The 17,677-nt window shown below is 70.5% G+C and carries 19 protein-coding genes and 1 tRNA gene; 13 read left to right on the forward strand and 7 right to left on the reverse strand.

What is annotated here, in order from left to right:
• Positions 1–124: 124 nt before the first annotated feature.
• Genes ABT369_RS56555 through ABT369_RS56570 form a run of 4 tightly spaced genes read right to left on the reverse strand, consistent with a single transcriptional unit; the run spans position 125 to position 3,416 of the window.
• Positions 125–1,246 (reverse strand): ABC transporter substrate-binding protein, encoded by a 1,122-nt coding sequence (locus ABT369_RS56555; RefSeq protein ID WP_350626829.1) that lies wholly within the window; start codon positions 1,244–1,246, stop codon positions 125–127.
• A gap of 24 nt (positions 1,247–1,270) precedes the next feature.
• On the reverse strand, positions 1,271–2,413 hold the full coding sequence (locus tag ABT369_RS56560; RefSeq protein WP_350626831.1) for a class I SAM-dependent methyltransferase: 1,143 nt from the start codon (positions 2,411–2,413) through the stop codon (positions 1,271–1,273).
• Positions 2,410–2,607 (reverse strand): hypothetical protein, encoded by a 198-nt coding sequence (locus ABT369_RS56565; protein ID WP_350626833.1) that lies wholly within the window; start codon positions 2,605–2,607, stop codon positions 2,410–2,412. Before ABT369_RS56565 ends, ABT369_RS56560 begins: the two co-directional genes overlap by 4 nt.
• Positions 2,604–3,416: an acetoacetate decarboxylase family protein gene (locus ABT369_RS56570; RefSeq protein WP_350626835.1), complete on the reverse strand. Its 813-nt coding sequence runs from the start codon at positions 3,414–3,416 to the stop codon at positions 2,604–2,606. The genes ABT369_RS56565 and ABT369_RS56570 overlap by 4 nt, the downstream gene beginning before the upstream one ends.
• Positions 3,417–3,664: 248 nt before the next feature.
• Between ABT369_RS56570 and ABT369_RS56575 the strand changes: the two genes are divergently transcribed.
• The 7 genes from ABT369_RS56575 to ABT369_RS56605 all read left to right on the forward strand — a co-directional run bounded on the left by ABT369_RS56575 (position 3,665) and on the right by ABT369_RS56605 (position 9,940).
• On the forward strand, positions 3,665–4,486 hold the full coding sequence (locus ABT369_RS56575; protein WP_350626837.1) for an ABC transporter ATP-binding protein: 822 nt from the start codon (positions 3,665–3,667) through the stop codon (positions 4,484–4,486).
• Between the two features lie 12 nt (positions 4,487–4,498).
• Positions 4,499–5,356, forward strand: coding sequence for an ABC transporter permease (locus tag ABT369_RS56580; RefSeq protein ID WP_350626839.1), 858 nt, complete (start codon positions 4,499–4,501; stop codon positions 5,354–5,356).
• Complete coding sequence (locus ABT369_RS56585; protein WP_350626865.1) at positions 5,356–6,144, forward strand: IclR family transcriptional regulator; 789 nt, start codon at positions 5,356–5,358, stop codon at positions 6,142–6,144. The genes ABT369_RS56580 and ABT369_RS56585 overlap by 1 nt, the downstream gene beginning before the upstream one ends.
• Before the next feature lie 25 nt (positions 6,145–6,169).
• Positions 6,170–6,946, forward strand: a complete 777-nt coding sequence (locus tag ABT369_RS56590) for an alpha/beta fold hydrolase (RefSeq protein ID WP_350626841.1) — start codon at positions 6,170–6,172, stop codon at positions 6,944–6,946.
• Positions 6,936–8,240, forward strand: coding sequence for a phenylacetate--CoA ligase family protein (locus ABT369_RS56595; protein ID WP_350626843.1), 1,305 nt, complete (start codon positions 6,936–6,938; stop codon positions 8,238–8,240). Before ABT369_RS56590 ends, ABT369_RS56595 begins: the two co-directional genes overlap by 11 nt.
• Positions 8,237–9,097, forward strand: a complete 861-nt coding sequence (locus ABT369_RS56600; RefSeq protein ID WP_350626845.1) for an amidohydrolase family protein — start codon at positions 8,237–8,239, stop codon at positions 9,095–9,097. The genes ABT369_RS56595 and ABT369_RS56600 overlap by 4 nt, the downstream gene beginning before the upstream one ends.
• Before the next feature lie 444 nt (positions 9,098–9,541).
• Positions 9,542–9,940, forward strand: coding sequence for a hypothetical protein (locus ABT369_RS56605; RefSeq protein ID WP_350626847.1), 399 nt, complete (start codon positions 9,542–9,544; stop codon positions 9,938–9,940).
• A 460-nt stretch (positions 9,941–10,400) separates the two neighbouring features.
• On the opposite strand, the gene ABT369_RS56610 is transcribed toward ABT369_RS56605, so the two are convergent.
• From ABT369_RS56610 to ABT369_RS56620, 3 genes are all read right to left on the reverse strand, one after another.
• Positions 10,401–11,087 (reverse strand): hypothetical protein, encoded by a 687-nt coding sequence (locus tag ABT369_RS56610; protein ID WP_350626849.1) that lies wholly within the window; start codon positions 11,085–11,087, stop codon positions 10,401–10,403.
• Between the two features lie 27 nt (positions 11,088–11,114).
• Positions 11,115–12,428: a M20/M25/M40 family metallo-hydrolase gene (locus ABT369_RS56615; protein ID WP_350626851.1), complete on the reverse strand. Its 1,314-nt coding sequence runs from the start codon at positions 12,426–12,428 to the stop codon at positions 11,115–11,117.
• A gap of 86 nt (positions 12,429–12,514) precedes the next feature.
• Positions 12,515–13,381, reverse strand: coding sequence for an SGNH/GDSL hydrolase family protein (locus tag ABT369_RS56620; protein WP_350626853.1), 867 nt, complete (start codon positions 13,379–13,381; stop codon positions 12,515–12,517).
• Positions 13,382–13,458: 77 nt separating this feature from the next.
• Between ABT369_RS56620 and ABT369_RS56625 the strand changes: the two genes are divergently transcribed.
• The 6 genes from ABT369_RS56625 (at position 13,459) to ABT369_RS56650 (ending at position 17,586) form a co-directional block, all read left to right on the forward strand.
• Complete coding sequence (locus ABT369_RS56625) at positions 13,459–14,043, forward strand: hemerythrin domain-containing protein (protein WP_350626855.1); 585 nt, start codon at positions 13,459–13,461, stop codon at positions 14,041–14,043.
• A gap of 185 nt (positions 14,044–14,228) precedes the next feature.
• Positions 14,229–14,316, forward strand: a tRNA-Leu gene (locus ABT369_RS56630).
• 210 nt (positions 14,317–14,526) lie between these two features.
• Positions 14,527–14,904 (forward strand): hypothetical protein, encoded by a 378-nt coding sequence (locus ABT369_RS56635; RefSeq protein ID WP_350626857.1) that lies wholly within the window; start codon positions 14,527–14,529, stop codon positions 14,902–14,904.
• Entirely contained in the window at positions 14,901–15,914 is a 1,014-nt protein-coding gene (locus tag ABT369_RS56640; RefSeq protein WP_350626859.1) for a tyrosine-type recombinase/integrase, read from the forward strand. Before ABT369_RS56635 ends, ABT369_RS56640 begins: the two co-directional genes overlap by 4 nt.
• 126 nt (positions 15,915–16,040) lie before the next feature.
• The gene (locus ABT369_RS56645; protein WP_350626861.1) at positions 16,041–16,502 is read left to right on the forward strand and encodes an AbrB/MazE/SpoVT family DNA-binding domain-containing protein; all 462 of its coding nucleotides are present in this window, start codon (positions 16,041–16,043) and stop codon (positions 16,500–16,502) included.
• Positions 16,503–16,545: 43 nt separating this feature from the next.
• Positions 16,546–17,586 carry a tyrosine-type recombinase/integrase gene (locus tag ABT369_RS56650; protein ID WP_350626863.1) on the forward strand — a complete coding sequence of 347 codons (1,041 nt, stop codon included), beginning with the start codon at positions 16,546–16,548 and terminating at the stop codon, positions 17,584–17,586.
• Positions 17,587–17,677 lie beyond the last annotated feature (91 nt).

Raw genomic sequence — 17,677 nt, forward strand, 5'->3', positions numbered from 1 at the left:
CCCCGCGGCCCCGCCCCCCCCCCCCGAGCGGCCCCGGGGGCCCGGGGGGGGGTTGTACCCAACACCCCCGGGGGGGGGGGGGGGGCCCGGGATGCCCGGGCCCCCACACGGGTGATCGGCTGGGCTAGCCGGCGATCTTGTAGTCCTTGGCGTCCTTGATGACGGCGTCGTGGTCGAAGGTGTTGATGTCCTTGATCAGCGAGCCGTCGAAGACCTCGGAGACGTTCGGCTCCTTCTTCACCTGGCCGGTCGACACCGCCCAGGTCGCCGCCTTCTTCAGCTGCTCATCGGAGAGCTGGCCCCACGCCGGCCAGGACGACGGGTCGTCGGTCTGCGGGGTGGAGGTGGTCATCCACGCCTTGAGCAGGGTCACCAGCTCGGCCCGGCGCTTGGCCGTGTCGCCGCCGCTGCCGGCCAGCTCGGGGAAGGTCTTCAGGCCCATGTCCACCGCGGCCTCGGGGTTGAGCCGGGCGAACATCAGGCCCTTGTAGGCGGCGCGGGTGTACTTCACCGCGAGGTCCTTGTCCTTGCCGCTGAGCGTCTTGGCGCTGACGGTGAAGGAGATGCTCGGCATGCCGTCGAACAGGGCCGGGTTGGTGAGGTAGCTGAACTTCATGCCGATCTGCTCGAGCTGGGAGAACAGCTCGGCGTAGAGGGCGATCGCGTCGACCTGGCCGCTGTCGAGGGCGGCCTTGGCCTGGGTGCCCTGGCCGACCGGGAGGATCTTGACGTCCTTGTCCGGGTCGATGCCGTTCTCGTGCAGGAACGAGCGGGTGAACAGGTTCGAGCCCGAGGCCAGCGAGATGACGCCGATCTTCTTGCCCTTGAGGTCGGCGGGCGAGCTGATGCTCTTGCCGGCCGGGATGCCGATCTTCCACGGGAACGAGGTGTTGATCGAGCCGATCGTGCGGACCTGGACGCCCTGCTCGACCGCGGCCATGGTCGAGGCGACCTCGGCGTTGGTGGCCAGCGCGTCACCGGAGGCGATGACCTGCAGCGCCGCCGAGGAACCGTTGGCCGTCTTCAGGTTGGCCTCGAGCCCCTCCGCCTTGAAGTAGCCCATCTGCTTGGGGACCGCGTAGAGGGCGATCTGGGTCGAGCCCGGGACGGTGGCCGTGGTGACGTAGTTGACCGAGGTGAGACCGCCGGGAGCTTTGCTGCCGGTGTCCGATGAGCCACCACAGGCCGATGCGGCGAGCGCTAAGGCCGCGAGGGCGGCGGTCAGCGCGAGGGGACGACGAAACATGGTTCTCCCTTGGATGGGCGGGGATTAGCGGCGCGCGACGATCAGGCCGATGCGGCCCGCGGACGACTGCCCGGTCACCAGGCGGCGGCCGGTGGGGATGAGTTCGCGGCTGACCTGGCCGGGTTCGAAGCCGGCGCGCGCGGCCATGGCCTCGAGGTCGAGCGTGCGGACGGTGCTCCAGAACGGCTCGTTGTTGTTGGTGGTGTCCCACTCGACGAGGAACTGGGCGAAGGGGTCCATCGTGGTGAACGGCGGGTACTCCGCGTGGATCATCAGGCCGCCCGGTTTGAGCAGCCGGAAGCTCTCGGTGAGGATGTTCTGCACGGCCTTGGTGCTGGTCTCGTGCAGCAGGATGTGCGACACGACGAGGTCGAAGCTGCCGGCCGCGTAGCCGGTCGCCTCCGCGTCGCGCTGGGCGAAGTGCACGGGCAGGCCGAACGAGGCCGCCCGGGCGTGGGCGTAGCGCAGCATCGGGGCGGCGACGTCGATCGCGTGCACCTCGGCCTCGGGGTAGCGCTCGGCGTACGGCAGCGTGCTGTGCCCGACGGAGCAGCCCATGTCGAGGATCGCGGCCGGCGCGAGGCCGGGGTGGTGCACGTCGAGGTAGTGCTCGATGACCGAGCGGCCCTTGTCGTCGTTGGCCGCGCCGAGCTGGCCGGCGGCGTAGATGTAGACGCCGCGGTCGTAGAGCGCGCCGGCGGTGAGGTCGTCGGGCCCGGTCTCGCGGTAGTAGCCGGTGGGCATGCAGTGGATGTCGACGGTCTGCAGGTACGCCGGGACCTGCACCGACGCGTCCAGGGTCAGCGACCCGGTGCTGCCCAGCAGGGAGCCGGCGACGCCGGTCAGGCGGCTCAGCTGCCGGGCCGTGCTGTCGGCGACCAGTGCCCACATCTGCTCCTGGCCGCTGCGGCGCAGGGCGCTCCACATCTGGGTCGCCGGGTCCTCGGCCATCAGCTCGCCGATGACGTGCCGGCTGGTGGGGGCCGCGCCGTGCTCCCTGGCGTAGGCGGGCGCGATCTCGGTCTCGTACCGCTGGCGGATACGGGCGGCGACGTCGTAGGCGAGCCGCGTCTTGAGGTCCCAGATCTCCTGCTGGCGGTAGGCCTCGCCCACGTTGGGCGCGGCGAGGACGGCGTGCTCGAGCTGGCCGTCAGCGAGCCTGTTCATCGCGACTCCTTGGTGAGTTCCTCGACAACGCGGCTGAGGGCGACCGAGTCTTCGCCGGGGTCCCGGCCCTCGAGGACGGCGACGCGGCGCTGGAGCACGCCGATCTCCTGGCCGAGCACGACGATCGCGGCCAGCAGCCGGTCGGTGTGGGCGTCGCCGAGGTAGACGGGGCGCTCGCCGCGCCGGGTCTTCACGCGCCCTGCCCGGGCGTGTAGTCGTGCAGCACCTCGGCGACGGTGTCCGTGGTCCAGCCCTGCTTGAACGCGTAGGCCGCGAACGGCTCCACGTCCCGCAGCGGCGCGAGGTCCTCGTTCACCGCGTCGTGGATGGTGAGGTGCGGCTTGCCCCGGAACACGTCGCCGGTGCGCACGTCCGACAGCTTCAGGCCGAGCAGGCTGGTGCGGGTCGGGATGGTCGGCGACGGCGAGGGCTGGTGCGACAGCAGGAAGCCGCGGTTGCCGTACGCCGGCATCTGCGACGCCTCGATCGCCTCGGTGATCTCGATGCCGACGTCGAGCACCGGCGCGCCGAGCCGGCTGACCGAGCCGGACAGCTTGGTGCCCGGCCCGATGGGGCCCATCGCCGGATTGTACGGGTTGATGTGGGTTCGCCGGACTTCGCCGATCTTCTTGCCCCAGCCCATCACGGTGCCGAAGCCCATCGACCAGTCCTCGGTCACCCAGATGAAGGTGCTGAACCGGCCGGGCTCGCCGCGGTGGGTGGCGTAGAAGCCGACGATGCCCTCGCCGTACTGCGTGCGGCGCGGCGCCGTGAACGCCTGGTCGGGCTCGCTGTCGCTGACCTTGACCATGTCGGCCACGAACGCGAAGCCGACGCCGTCCTCGACGGGCTCCAGCGGCTCGGGGAGGTAGCGGCGGGCCAGGTCGGCGCCGGCGCGGAACAGCACGCGGATGGCGTCCGAGCCGATGTGGTGCGGGGGTGGTTCGACGAGGCTCGCGGATCCTGTGGGCGAGAGCGGGTTGGTGAAACCTCGCAGCTGCATCGAGACCGCCTCTTGTTCCTCTGGTCTTGTTCCTCTGGGCGAAACGCTGTTTCTCCTGTGAAACCAGACGCTAGACACGGCGGATCGGTGGCGTCAAGAGGTTACGAGCGCCTTTAATCAGCGGAAACAAGCCGGGCAAGAAAGCCCGCCCGAACCCTTGACGCGATCCAAGACCGGTGCTTAGCGTTTCGCAAAGCGGTAAGTCGTACCGCCCAGATGAACGATCCCCCCGAATCGAAGGACAGCCCGTGACGTCAGCAGCCAACGTGGTCCCCGCGACCACTGACGGCGACCTCGACTCGCGCTGGATCGAGGCCAGCCACCTCGAGAAGGTCTACCGACCGCGCAAGTCCGCGCCGACCCATGCCCTCTCGGACGTCTCGTTCGCCGCCCGCCGCGGCGAGTTCGTCTCCATCGTCGGCCCCTCGGGCTGCGGCAAGACCACTCTGCTGAAGATCCTTGCGGGCCTGATCCCCTACACCGACGGCGAGACCAGGATCGCCGGCAACCGGGTCAGCGGCCCGGACAAGGGCGTCGGGATGGTGTTCCAGGCGGCGACCCTGCTGCCGTGGCGCACGATCCTGGAGAACGTCATGGTGCCGGTCGAGATCCAGAAGCTCGACCGCAAGTCGCACGAGGTCCGCGCCCGCGCACTGCTCGAGCTGGTCGGCCTGGACGGCTTCGAGAACAAGTACCCCGGCGAGCTCTCCGGCGGCATGCAGCAGCGGGCCGGCATCTGCCGCGCGCTCGTGCACGACCCCGCCGTACTGCTGCTCGACGAGCCCTTCGGCGCGCTCGACGCGATGACCCGCGAATACATGAACCTCGAGCTGCTGCGCATCTGGCAGGAGAGCCGCAAGACGGCCATCCTCGTCACGCACTCGATCCCCGAGGCGGTGTTCCTCTCCGACCGGGTCATCGTGATGACCCCGCGGCCGGGCCGGATCGCCGAGATCATCGACATCGACCTGCCCCGCCCGCGCGAGCTGCGGATGATGGCCTCCGACGACGCCGGGGTCTACGTCGAGCGGATCCGCGCGTATTTCAACAGCGCCGGCGTCATCGACTGAGGACGGACAACCATGACAACGCAGACTGTCGTCCCGCCCGGCGCGGGGCAGCGCCAGCCGCTCGCGGCCCCGCGCCGCCGTAGCCTGATCCCCGATCTGCACGAACGGCCCGAGTTCGCGCTGGTGCCGATCGTGTTCGTCGTCGTGATGGCCGCCTGGGAGTTCGTGCCGGGCTGGATCGGCGTCGACGAGTTCGTACTCCCCCGGCCCAGCCAGATCGTCAAGATCTTCTTCAACCAGCTCGGCGAGGCCGCGTTCTGGCACAACCTGTGGGTCACCGTGCAGGAGGCCGGGGTCGGCTTCGTGATCGCCGTCGTGGTCGCGGTCCTGATCGGCACCGCCGTCGCCCAGATCACCCTGCTCGAACGCACCGTGCTGCCCTACGTCGTGGCGTTCCAGTCGGTGCCGAAGGTCGCCCTCGCCCCGATGTTCGTCGTGTGGTTCGGCTTCGGGCTGGCCTCGAAGATCGTAATGGCGACGATCATCGCCTTCTTCCCCATCCTCATCAACGTCATCGCGGGCCTCAAGTCCGCTGACAACGACAAGATCGAGATGCTGACCTCCTTCGGGGCGAGCCGCTTCCAGGTCTTCCGGATGGCCCGCTTCCCCAGCGCCCTGCCGTACATCTTCGCCGGCCTGCAGAGCGGTGTCGTCTTCTCGATTCTCGGCGCCATCGTGGGCGAGTACATCGGCGCCCAGGAGGGCCTCGGCTACCAGTTGATGCAGGCCAACTACCGCTTCGACATCCCCGCGATGTTCGCGGTCCTCATCGTGCTGTCGATCATGGGCATGATCGCCCATGGCGTCGTGAAGCTGGCCCAGCGTAAATTCGTATTCTGGTCCGGCGATGAGAGCAAGCGGGGGACGTGATGTCGCTAGCGGAGGTTCAGTCGACGCGGGAGCCGACGTCGGGCCTTGAGCGCGTGCTCAAGGTGATCTACGCGGTGTCGGCGGCCGGTTCCGGCGGCATCGGGGTCTCGGCCCTGGCCCGCGAGATCGACCAGCCCAAGGCGGTCGCGCACCGGCTGCTCAAGGGTCTCGCGGCCGACGGGTTCCTCGCCTTCGACGACGCCACCAAGTGCTACCGGCTCGGGACCGGCGCGCTCGCGATCGGCATGGCCGCGCTGCGCCAGACCAACGTCCAGCAGACCGCCCGCCCGATCCTCGAGCGCCTGGTCCGCGAGACGCAGGAGACCGCGACCCTCTCGCTCAAGCAGGGCGACAGCCGGATCTACGTCGACCAGGCGCTCTCGCCGCAGGAGATCCGCATGTCGGTGACCATGGGCGTCGCCTACCCGCTGCACGCCGGGGCGTCCTCCAAGGCCATCCTCGCGGCGATGCCGGACGGCTCGATCGACGACTACCTGGCCTCCCACTCCCTCAACCTGCTGACGTCGGCCACCATCGCCGGCCGCCACGAGCTGCTGCAGGAGATCGTGCAGATCCGCGAGCGCGGCTACGCCATCAGCGCGGGTGAGCGCGACGCCGGCGCCGCGAGCGTCGCCGCCGCGGTGCTCGGCATGGCCGGCGGCGTGCTCGGCTCCATCTCGGTCTGCGGGCCGGTCGGCCGCTTCGAGGCCACCGACATCCAGCGCCTCGGCGCGCTGGTCCGGGCGGGCGCGCAGGAGGTCTCGCGCGCCGTCGGCCACGTCGCCTGACCCATTTCTGGAAGGCTTTTTTTCGATGCACCGTGCCTATTTTCAGACCTCGCATGGGCAGATTCACGCCCGCGTAGCCGGCGAGGCCGGTCCGAACATCGTCCTGCTGCACGAGAGCCCGCTCTCCTCGTTCGTGTACGACGACGTCCTGCCCCTGCTCGCCCCCTGGTCCCGCGCCCTGGCCCCGGACACGCTCGGCTACGGCATGTCCGACGCCCCGCCGCGGCGCCTCGACATCCCCGGCTACGCCGAGCCGGTCGTCGAGCTGCTGCGCACGCTGGACGGGCCCGCGGTGGTCGTCGGCTCGCACACCGGGGCCAGCATCGCCATCGAGGCCGCGCACCAGGCCCCCGAGCTCGTCTCCGGGCTCGTGCTGCTGGGCATCGCGACCTACACGCCCGAGCAGCAGCGCGACCGACGGCAGAACTGGGCGCCGGACGAGCCGGTCACCGAGGAGGCCACCCACCTGCTGTCGGCGTGGCAGCGGTACCAGGGGCTGTGGCGCGGCTGCGACCTGCAGACGCGGCAGCGGGCGGTCTGGACGATGCTCGGCTCGCTCGACCGCTACCACTGGGCCTACAACTCGGCGTTCGAGTACGACCCGCTCACCCCGCTGTCGCAGCTCACCTGCCCGGTGCTGTGCGTCGCGGCCGACGGCGAGTTCCTGGAGGAGGGCACCCGGCGCGCGGCCGAACAGCTCGGCCTGCCCTACGAGGTGGTCCCCGACTGCATCGGCCAGATCCCGGTCCGCCAGCCCAAGGTCTGCGCCGAGCTGATCGAGCGGTTCGTCGATGGACTGTAGGAAGGTGCAGGACGCGGCACTGCGGGCCACCGTCGCCCGGCTCGCGTCCGCGCACCCGTTCTACCGCGAGCACTGGGCCGGCATCGACCTGACGGCCGTGCGCGGCATCGACGATCTTCCGCTGCTGCCGCTGACCACCAAGGCGATGTTCACGGCCGAGCCCGAGCGGTTCCGGCTGGAGACCGACGGCTCGCCCGAGCGGCAGCTGTGGGACATCGCGTACACCTCCGGCTCGACCTCCGCCCCCGCGCCGATCTACCAGTCGGCGTACGACTTCCACGCGATCCTGGCCGCCCAGGTGCGCATGGCCGAGATCCGCGGCATGCACGGCGACGACCGTATCGCCAACCTCTACCCGCTCACCCCGCAGCCGCACGGCGCCTGGACCCGGGCGAACCACGCCGCCGCGGTGCTCGGCGCGACCGTCGTGTGCGGGATGAGCGGCACGAGCCCCTGGTTCGAGGTGACCCGGCGCCTGCCCGAGGTCGCGGACCTGCTCGTCGCCGCCCGGCCAACGGTGCTCTGGGGCGTGCCGAGCTACGTGCGCCGGGTCGTCGACGAGGTCACCAGCCGCGGCGGCACCCTGCCCGACGTGCGCATGCTCGCCATCAGCGGCGAGGCCGTCACGCCGGCGATGGCCGCCCAGCTCGCGGAGCTGCTGGCCGCCGCCGGGGCCCCGGACGTCGTGATCTCCAACAGCCTCGGGGCGTCGGAGCTGCAGTACGGCCTCGTCGAGTGCGTCCCCGGCACCGGGTTCCACAACCCGATGCCCGAGCTGCTCCACATCGACGCCGTCGACGACGACGGCCTCCCGGTGCCGCCCGGGACGCCCGGCGCCCTGACGATGACCCACCTCGACCGGCACGGCACGGTGCTCGTGCGCTACCTGCTCGGCGACCGCGTCGAGGTCGCCCACGACGCCTGCCCGCACTGCGGCCGGCTCGGCGGGCGGGTGGTCGCGCACCACGGGCGCTCGGGCCGCTCGCTCAAGATCAAGGGCCAGCTCGTGGACACGACGGCACTCGAGGCCGCCATTGCCGCGGTACCGGGCGTGGCCGACCACCGCGCCGTCGTACGCCGGCTCGACCCGGCCGACCCGCTCTCCGGCGACGAGCTGGTCGTCCAGGTCTGCGGCTCCAGCCCGGCCGATCGCGTGGCGGCGGCCGTCAAGCTCGCGACCCGCGTCACGCCCGTCGTCGAGTTCACGACCGCCGATGCCCTCTTCCCCGCCGACGAGCGCATGAAGCCGCGCCGGTTCATCGACGAACGCCCCTCATTGGAGTCCCGCACATGAGCACGCCCGCGATCGACATCGTCTGCAACCTGTTCACGCCCGAGGTGGTCGCCTCCCGGCCCGCGTGGAACAAGCAGTTCCTCGGCGGCAAGGTCAACGCCTCCGAAAACACCCTCGCGGGCCTGACCGTCGAGCAGCACCTCGCGGCGCTCGACGCCGCGAACGTCGAGCACGCGCTGCTGATCGCGCCGAAGATGGGCCGCGAGGGGCTCTCCGAGTCGTGGCGGCTGGACCCGATGCGGGTCGTCGAGCTGGTGCAGGCGCACCCGGACCGGTTCAGCGGGCTCGTCGGCATCGACCCCTTCGAGGGCATGAAGGGCGTGCGCGAGCTGGAGCTGATGGTGCGGGAGTACGGCATGGTGGGGGCGCACATCTACCCGCACTGGTTCGAGCTCGCCCCGGACCACGCGCGCTACTACCCCTTCTACGCCAAGTGCGCCGAGCTCGGCGTGCCGGTGCAGATGCAGGTCGGGCACTGCCTGCGGTACAGCCACGACCACCCGCTGCCGTCGGTCGGCCGGCCGATCCTGCTCGACACGCTCGCCTGCCACTTCCCGGAGCTGAAGATCATCGGGATCCACGTCGGGTGGCCGTGGACGGAGGAGATGATCGCCGTGTCGTACAAGCACCCCAACGTGTACATCGGCATCGACGCCTACGCGCCCAAGTACCTCGACCCGAAGCTCGTGAGCTACCTCAACGGGTGGGGCGCGGACAAGGTCATGTTCGGCACCGACTTCCCGGTCATCCCGCACGCGCGGGCCCGCGAGGAGATCGCCGCCTGGAACCTGCGCCCCGAGTCCGAGGCGAAGCTCATGCGTGAGAACGCGCTGAAGGTGTACGACCTGAAGATCTGAGCTCGCCCCAGCGCCCGGGTGGCACCGTTGTCGTGCCACCTCGGGCGCACGCTCGGCCTGCCGCCGCTGGCGTACACGCTCGCGGCGGCGTGGGGCGTGGGGCTGCTGTTCGTGGCGTGCGGGGTGGTCTGTTCGCCGTCCTGGCTCCGGCGGTCCGCCGGGCATCACTGCGGGCGAGCGCGACGGCCGCGTCGGCCGCCGCCGCGCCTACGCCGTGACGGCCGCCGACGGCCCGCGGTTCCGGCCGGACGTCGCCGTCCCGATGCGCAGGTCTCCCGGACGCTTCCACGTCCCGGCTCGCCGTCGGCTCGCCGTGCGGAGGACGACAGTCCAATGTGGTCGCCCGGCACCACGGGCCCGGCATCCGTCCACTCTGGACGGTCGCCCGATGCGCGTTGGCGCACGGGGCGTCGCGGGGCGAGCCGTTCGCCTATTGTCGCTGCAATGAGAGCCCGCACGGTCGTCTCGGCCGCCGTCCTGGCCGCGGCCGCCAGCTATGCCGAGACGTCGGTGGTGAGCCGGGCCTTCGCCGCCTGCGACGTGGGCATCAACGCAGGCGCGAACAACGCCTTCCTGCTCTTCATCGCGATGCCCGTGCTGTGGGTCGCGCAGACGGCGCTCGTCGCCGGCAGCGCCCCGCTGCTGTCTCGACTCTCCCCCAGCCGGGCGGTGACGACCGCCGCGACGGCCGCGCTCGCGCTGGCGGTCCTGGCCCTGGTGGCCTACGGCTTCTTCTTCTGGGCGGGCCTGCCGCTGACCGACGCGGTAAGCTGCCCGGGCGGCCACGAGCCGGCCTGGTGGCCGTCCTGGCTCCCGCCCGCTCCGCAGCCCTACTATGCGTGACCACCCGCGGACCTGGCCCTCGGCCCCACACCTGACTACCTGGGGCCGGCAGACGGCTCGGCGTCACCATCCGCAGGCCCAGCAACGAGCGGCCCCGGCCCACGCCGCACCCGCGCAATCCGGCGCCGACGGCGCAGACAGACGGCTCGGGCGCAACCATCCACGGACCTGACAGCGGCCGCCCAGGCGGCCACGAGCCGAAAGGGCTCCGACAGGCTCACAGATAATTCGGGGTGACCATCAGCGGACCTGGCAGCGTCGGCGCGCAGCGCCAAGCGGTGTCTGGCGGGAGCGACGGTCCGCACCCCAACGGACCCGAGTCATGCCCTGGCAATTGACCGTGGCTCTCAGCGGCCTGCCGGACGTTCGCGACGACCCTGCTGCACGGGCGCTCTCGAAAACGCGGCGCGGCGGCCCCGCGGTGCCAGCAGGCCGCGGGGCCGGGGCCGCGTGCCGAGGGCTACTCGGCCGTGCTCTTCCGCGAGGGCTCGTCGTCGTCCTCGGTCAGGTCGTCGTCCAGGTCGGCGAAGGCGTGCTCGTCCAGCCGGTCGACCACCCGGTCGCCCGCGGCCAGCGCGAACGGCCCGGCGCCGTCGTTGTCCTCGTAGGTCTCCGGGTCGAGCGGCGTCTCCACCTCGGCCACGATGACCACCCCGTCGAGCGACTCGAGCTCGGGAATGTCCAGCGCCCCCAGCGACCCGTCGCCGGCCTGCATGAGCTCGAGGACGGCCTCGCCGACGGTCTCGACCGCGGCGCCGTCGCCGTCGCCCGGGTTGGCGCGGCGGGCCGCCTCGGCCACCGCGAGCAGGGCGCCGACGCTCGGGATGCGGTAGTCGCGGCGCTGGCGCACCGAGATCACCCGCGGGTGCGGGTCCTCGGCCTCGGCCCCGTCGACGATCCCGACGCCGAACTGGCGGTCGGCCTCCTCCGGGTCGATCGCCTCGACGTCCCACGGAGTGACCTCGCCGAACTCGTCGAGCAGCAGCTCGTCGTAGCTGTTGGAGGCGTTGTTGAGCTCCACGTAGGCGCGCCACACCACGTCGTCGTCGGCCCGGCCGCCCGCGGCCTTGACCGCGGCAAGGTGCTCGCGGGCCGCCGCGATCACGCGCTCGAGCGCGGCGTCAAGCTCCGCGTGCCGGTCGGTCATGATGAGATCCCCCTGAGAAAAGATGAGTTAGGACTGCTGCAGGAACCGGTCGAGCACTCGCACGCCGAACTGTAGTCCCTCAACGGGTACGCGCTCGTCAATGCCATGGAACAACGCGCCGAAGTTCAGGTCGGCCGGAAGGCGCAGTGGCGAGAAGCCGAAACAGCGAATGCCCAGCTTGGCGAACTGCTTGGCGTCGGTTCCGCCACTGAGCATGTAGGGCACCGCGATCGCGCCCGGGTCCTCGGCCCGCAGCGCGGCCGACATCGCCTCGACCAGCGCCCCGTCGAACGTGGTCTCGAGCGCCGCCTGGCGGTGGATGTATTCCAGCTCGATGTCCGGCCCGACGATGCGCCGCAGCTCCTCCTCGAACAGCTCCGACTGGCCGGGCAGCGTCCGACAGTCGATGGTGGCCGAGGCCCGGCCGGGGATGACGTTGTCCTTGTAGCCCGCGGCGAGGCGGGTCGGGTTCGCGGTGTTGCGCAGCGTCGCGCCGATGATCATCGCGATCGGGCCGATCTTGCCGACGGCCGCCTCGGGGTCGTCGAGGTCGAGCTCGATGCCGAGGATCTGCGAGACCTGCTCCAGGAACGCCCGCACGGTCGGGGTGAGCACGACCGGGAAGCGGTGCGTGCCGACCCGCGCGACCGCCTCGGCCAGCGCCGTGACCGCGTTGTCGTCGTTGATCATCGAGCCGTGGCCGGGCCGGCCCTTGGCGTGCAGGCGCAGCCAGTCGATGCCCTTCTGCGCGGTCTCGATGAGGTAGAGCCGCTGGTCACCGCCGACGCTCACCGAGAACCCGCCGACCTCGCCGATCGCCTCGGTGACCCCGTCGAAGAGCCCGGCATGGCGATCCACCAGGTACTGCGCGCCGTAGGTGCTGCCGGCCTCCTCATCGGCGACGAACGCGAGCACGACGTCGCGCGGGGGCTTGCGGCCCTCCCGCTTCATCCGCCGGACCAGCGCCAGCACCATGGCGTCGAAGTCCTTCATGTCGATCGCGCCCCGGCCCCACAGGTAGCCGTCCTTGATCTCGCCGCCGAACGGGTCGACCGACCACTCGGAGGCATCGGCGGGCACGACGTCGAGGTGGCCGTGGATCAGCAGCGCGTCCCGCGACGGGTCCTCACCCTCGAAGCGCGCCACGACGCTCGCCCGGCCCGGCTCGCTCTCGTAGATCTCGGGCTGGAAACCGACCTCGGCGAGCTTCTCCGCCACGTACTCCGCCGCGACCCGTTCCCCGGTGCTCGTGTCGAGGTCGCCGGTGTTCGTGGTGTCGATGCGCAGCAGGTCCCGGCAGATTTCGATGACTTCGTCGGTGGCGGGGTCGGTGGCGTCCATGAGGAAGTCATATCAGGCGGGGCCGACAGTTTTCCGCGTGGTCCGGCGACGACTACCCAGAGTCGCCGCCGGACCACCCTGAGGTCCTACCAGCCGAAGCCGGCCGCGTAGGTGATCGAGGCGAGCACCGCCTGGCCCGACGCGTTCGGGTGGAAGTAATCCCAGGTCGAGACCTGCGAAAGGGTGAACTGGTAGCCGAAGACGGCACCGCCGTCGTACTTGCAGTTCGCGCCGTAGGCGGTACAAGCTGAGGCGAGCTGCCCGTTGAAGTCGGCGACGCGCTGGCGCACCCGGTCCCGCCGGGCACTGTCGGCCGCCGCCGTCGACGAGGGGTTGGCCAGCATCGACTGACACACGCCGAAGAGCGACCACACGCTGCGCGCGGACGAGCTGGCACTGCCGACCTGCCAGAGGCGCTTGATGTCCGGAATGCTGATGAGCTGGACCTTCGCGTCCGGCAGCCCGGCCTTGAGCGTGCCCAGCGCGGAGTCCAGCGACGAGCGGAACGCGGCGACGCTGGTCATCGACGCCTCCGAGCTCGTGCAGGCGTCGTTTGCGCCGATGAGGATGGTGACGTACGCCGCACCCTGGCTCACCACCGTGGCGGCCTGCCCGGGCATGTCGGCGACCTTGGCCCCGGACTTCGCGTCGTTGAGGTTGCGGCCGTTGATCGCCGGGTTCACGGCCTTGATGCGCAGGTACTGGCTGTTCACGGCGGAGTCGGTGCCAGTGCTGAACGATCGGCTCGGGCAGTCGACGTACCACCCGCAGGCGTTGAAGCCGCGGCTGATCGAGTCGCCCATCGAGGCGATGGAGCCGGGCGGCGGGCCCGGAGCCGCGGCCGCCGGGGTGGCGGTGCCCAGCTGCGCGGCGAGGAGAGCGGTGGCGGTGAGAGCGGCGAGGGCGGCGGACCCCCGCCAGGTCGACGACATGGCGGCCCCTTCCATCTTCATTGACAGATGTGAATGAAGATGGTACCGACGGGTAACCTGCCGTTTCAAGAAGTTGACGCCCGGGTACATCGGCAACCGTGAGCGGACTCCCTCTGCCGCCCCTCCCGGGCGCGCCCGACGACGAGCACGACGCCATGGGTCGCAGCATGATCGACCTGCTGGACGAGGAACACGAACAGCTCGACCGGCTGTGCGCCCGCGCCGAGACCGAGCCGGCCGCGTCCGACGTCCTCGTGGCCACCCTGGCCCGGCACCTGTCGGCCGAGGAGCAATACTTGATTCCGGCAGTTTCCGCGGTACTGCCCGAAGGCCCCGACATCGCCTCCCGCGAACTCGCTGCGGACGCTGAGCTCCTCGTGGCCCTGCGCCGCCTGCACACGTCCGCCGACAAGGCCGCCCTGCGAGCCGTCACCGACCACGTGCGCTCACACACCCACACCGCGGCCGAGCTCTTCCCGGCACTGCGTTCGCGGTGCACGTCCGAGGAGCTGGTACGCCTGGGCAACCGCGTGGAGATCGCACGCTCGGCCGCCCCGACCCGCCCCCACCCCGGCACCCCGTCCACCCCGCCGCTGAACAAGCTCGTGGACCCGGCCCTCGGCGTGGTGGACAAGGTGATGGACGCCCTGACCCGCCGTACGACCTGGGAAGAAGATCTCTGAGAACCCGACGTTTATCGATCACTAGCCGCGGGGTAAACCCGACGTAGACGCGAGGCGACCGGCTCCCCCCTCCGGTCGCCTCCGCGCGTCGGCCCCCCGATTCGTCAAGATCCGGGGTGACCGTGTAAAGTCTCGCGTGGCCGTTGAAGCGGAGCCGGAAGGCACCGAGTACAATTGGCCAGCCGGTCGAAGTGGCGGAATGGCAGACGCGCTAGCTTGAGGTGCTAGTGCCCTTTATCGGGCGTGGGGGTTCAAGTCCCCCCTTCGACACCAGAATCCGGCATACATGCCGACTTTGAGGGCCGCGTGTTCGAGCGCAATCGAGCACGCGGCCGCGGTGTTTCCACCGCACATTCATGACATTTCGGCCATGGGCCGGTGGTCGCGATGACCGCGAGCCCGATCCGGCCAGTCATCCCCTCCGCCCACCCGAACCCACGTTCCGCTGTCGCACCTCCGGCTGCGGCACGGCCGCGTGGACCGTTGCCGCTCGCGCGGCTGGCCGAGCGACCTGCCGGCACGCTGCGGTTCGGCATCGCCACGATCGACACGAACGGGCGGGTGGCAGATGCCGCCCTGTTCCGGGCCCTCGGCTGGACGATCGACACCCGGCTGCACCTGCAGACCTGCGCGGACCTGGTCGTCGTCGTCGCGGACGAGCAGGGGGTGTTCCGGCTCAGGCCACCCGGGCATGTCCGCATACCCGCGACCGCGCGGCACTGGTGCCGCCTCGACCTGGGCGCGCGGGTGCTGCTGGCCGCCGACCCGGTCAACGGGCTGTTGGTCGTGCATCCGCCGGCGGTACTCGAGGAACTGGTCGGCGGCTTGCTGAACGACCGGTTCCGGGACGGTGCCGCGTGACCGCCGCCGCAAACCCCGAGTTGGAGGCCGCGAGGCTGCTGCTGGCCAAACTCGGTGTCTCCCCGGAGGACCTGCTGCAGCCGGCGTCGGCCCGGACGGCGACGCCGACGTTCCGCGAGTACCTGCCGGTGGTTCGCGCCGCGGTCGGGCCCGGAACGCTGCGCGCGTATGGGAGCTATTGGAACCGCATCGAGCAGCAGTGGGGCGACCGGCGCATGGACGAGGTAAAACCGACCGAGATCAGCGGTCTTGTCGAACTCGTCAAGGCGGGCCGGGTCATGCGGCGCAACGGACGCTCCGGCCGCGGCACCGCGGAGAACCTGATCGCGGCCCTACGCTGCGTCTACAACCGTGCGGTCGACGACGGGTATCTGCGCAAGGACGACAACCCGGCGCTGAAGGTCGCCAAGCCGCGGCGGCTGCCCAGCACCCGCGGCGCGCTCGCCGACGCCAAGCTCGCCGAACTCAACGCCGCAGCAGCGTCCAGCGGCAACGACCCCGAGCTCGACGCGCTCCTGCTGCGTTTGCACACTGAGACGGCGTGCCGGCGCGGCGGCGCCCTCGCCCTGCGCCCGGTCGACCTGGACGAAGGACAGTGCCTCGTCCGGCTGCGGGAGAAAGGCGAGACGGTCCGCTGGCAGCCGGTCTCCCCAACGCTGATGCGCTACCTGCTCCAGCACGCGTGCGAGCGGGGCGCTGCCGCGGAGGGCCAGCTGCTGCGGTACCGCAACGGCACGCCGGTGACTCGCCGCCGCTACGACCACCTGTTCGTCCGTCTCGGCAGACTCCTGCCGTGGGTGGCAACGCAGCAGGTCAGCATCCACTGGCTGCGCCACACAACCCTCACGTGGGTTGAACGCAACTTCGGCTACGCCATCGCCCAGGCATACGCCGGCCACGCCGACAGCACCGGTGAGGTCGGCACCACGGCCCGGTACGTGCGGGCCAAGCTCAGCGAGGTCGCGGCTGCGCTCGCGGCCCTCACCGCCGAGCCGCATCCGATGCAGTGAGCCGGTAGCGGTGGTGACGGCTCACCCGAGCCGTCACCACCGTATGCCGCTGCGGCGCTGGCAGCGGTAGCACCTCGTCACACATTCCGCAGGGTCCCGCGGTCGCGGCAGCATGGAACCGACCTCATGTTCGGAACCGAGGAGGACATGATGACGGCTTCCCAAGCTGCCCATGCCGCCACCGGGCTACAGATGCCGCCCGCACTGCCGCTGCCAGTGCTGCACGTCCGCGAGGACGCCGACGTCGGCTACTGGTCGGTCACGACACTCGACGACTCCGGCCGGTTGGCGGATCGGTCGCCGGTGCGGGTATTGGGCTGGACTGCCCATCAGCCGCTGCAGGTGTCGATGTCCGGCTCCGCCGGCTGGATCGTTCGTGCTGACGGCGGTCCGCTGGCCGTCGGCGCGCGCGGCCATGTCAGGCTTCCCGTCGATCTTCGACGCCGGCTCGGTCTTACGTGCGGAGATCGCGTGCTGGTGACGACTCGGCCCGGGCAAGGGGCTCTCGTCGTGTATCCGCTGCCGATCGTGGCTCGTCTGCTCGAATCGTGCGAGGCGTCCGTCGGCCCCGGCCTGCAGCATGCATGACGGGGCAGCCGGGCGGCCCGCCATCGACCTGGAGACAGTCCGTGTGCTGCTGACGCGGCTGGGCATCTCGGCCGAAGCGCTCCTGGACGGCGCGGCACCGCGGAGCATCCCGACGTTCGGCGAATACGTCGGGCAGATCGCGGACGCGGTGCCGCCCGGTACGCGCCGCGCCTACCTCGCCTACTGGCGTCGCGTCCTCGAACAGTGGGGTGGTCGCCGCCTCGACGAGCCCACAGCCTCAGAGATCAAACAGCTGGCGGAGTCGGCCCGGGCTTCGGCAGTGGTGCGGAGTAACTCCCGTGGCGGCCGAAGCGCCGGCGAGCACATGATCGCCGCCCTCCGATGCATCTACAGCCACGCAGTCGCCGACGGGCTCATACCCGAATCGGCGAATCCTGCGATTCGCGTGCCGAAGCCCCGGCGCCTGGCCAGCGCTCGCCACGCGCTCACCAATGAGCAGCTGTCGCAGGTCTGCGCCGTTGCGGGTACGACCGGCGATGACTCCGAGCTCGACACGCTGCTGCTGCGCCTCCATATCGAAACGGCGTGTCGCCGCGGTGGCGCCCTGGCGCTCCGCCCGATGGACCTCGACAGCGAACAGTGCCTGGTCAGGCTGCGCGAAAAGGGCGAGACGATCCGCTGGCAGCCAGTGTCCCCCACCCTCATGCACCACCTCGTCAGGCACCGGCAGCGGCGCGGCGGCGAAGATCGATACGAGCAACTCCTGCGGTACCGCAACGGCCGCCCGATCACCCGCCGGCGCTACGACTACATCTGGGCGCGCATCGGACGGCACCTCGCTTGGGTCGCGACACAACAGATCAGTACGCACTGGCTCCGTCATACAACCCTGACCTGGGTTGAACGTCACTTCGGCTACGCAACCGCACGGACGTTCGCCGGTCATACCGGACGCGGTGATGCCGGGTCCACCGCCACATACGTGCGCGCTGATCTTCACGATGTCGCCACGGCGACTGCCGCACTCACCGGCGAGCCGCACCCGCTCGCGAACACGTCGGTCTTGGATTCCCACAGTCCGAGGCTGCCGGCCGATGAGTCAGCTCTCCTTCCATGGCACTAGATGATTGATGCCTTGAAGATTCGGGCGTGTGTCGCTGCTGGATAGATGCGGGGAGGGTGTCCAAGATCAGCGTTGCTGACCCAGCCGCCGA

This window comes from Dactylosporangium sp. NPDC000244 (assembly GCF_040300725.1).
In the GTDB taxonomy this organism is placed as follows: Bacteria; Actinomycetota; Actinomycetes; order Mycobacteriales; family Micromonosporaceae; genus Dactylosporangium.

Coding starts and splice junctions, on each gene's coding strand:
- ABT369_RS56555 (WP_350626829.1), bottom strand. CDS start 1,246: ATGTTTCGTCGTCCCCTCGCGCTGACCGCCGCCCTCGCGGCCTTAGCG.
- ABT369_RS56560 (WP_350626831.1), bottom strand. CDS start 2,413: ATGAACAGGCTCGCTGACGGCCAGCTCGAGCACGCCGTCCTCGCCGCG.
- ABT369_RS56570 (WP_350626835.1), bottom strand. CDS start 3,416: ATGCAGCTGCGAGGTTTCACCAACCCGCTCTCGCCCACAGGATCCGCG.
- ABT369_RS56580 (WP_350626839.1), top strand. CDS start 4,499: ATGACAACGCAGACTGTCGTCCCGCCCGGCGCGGGGCAGCGCCAGCCG.
- ABT369_RS56585 (WP_350626865.1), top strand. CDS start 5,356: ATGTCGCTAGCGGAGGTTCAGTCGACGCGGGAGCCGACGTCGGGCCTT.
- ABT369_RS56590 (WP_350626841.1), top strand. CDS start 6,170: ATGCACCGTGCCTATTTTCAGACCTCGCATGGGCAGATTCACGCCCGC.
- ABT369_RS56595 (WP_350626843.1), top strand. CDS start 6,936: ATGGACTGTAGGAAGGTGCAGGACGCGGCACTGCGGGCCACCGTCGCC.
- ABT369_RS56600 (WP_350626845.1), top strand. CDS start 8,237: ATGAGCACGCCCGCGATCGACATCGTCTGCAACCTGTTCACGCCCGAG.
- ABT369_RS56605 (WP_350626847.1), top strand. CDS start 9,542: ATGAGAGCCCGCACGGTCGTCTCGGCCGCCGTCCTGGCCGCGGCCGCC.
- ABT369_RS56610 (WP_350626849.1), bottom strand. CDS start 11,087: ATGACCGACCGGCACGCGGAGCTTGACGCCGCGCTCGAGCGCGTGATC.
- ABT369_RS56615 (WP_350626851.1), bottom strand. CDS start 12,428: ATGGACGCCACCGACCCCGCCACCGACGAAGTCATCGAAATCTGCCGG.
- ABT369_RS56620 (WP_350626853.1), bottom strand. CDS start 13,381: ATGAAGATGGAAGGGGCCGCCATGTCGTCGACCTGGCGGGGGTCCGCC.
- ABT369_RS56645 (WP_350626861.1), top strand. CDS start 16,041: ATGTTCGGAACCGAGGAGGACATGATGACGGCTTCCCAAGCTGCCCAT.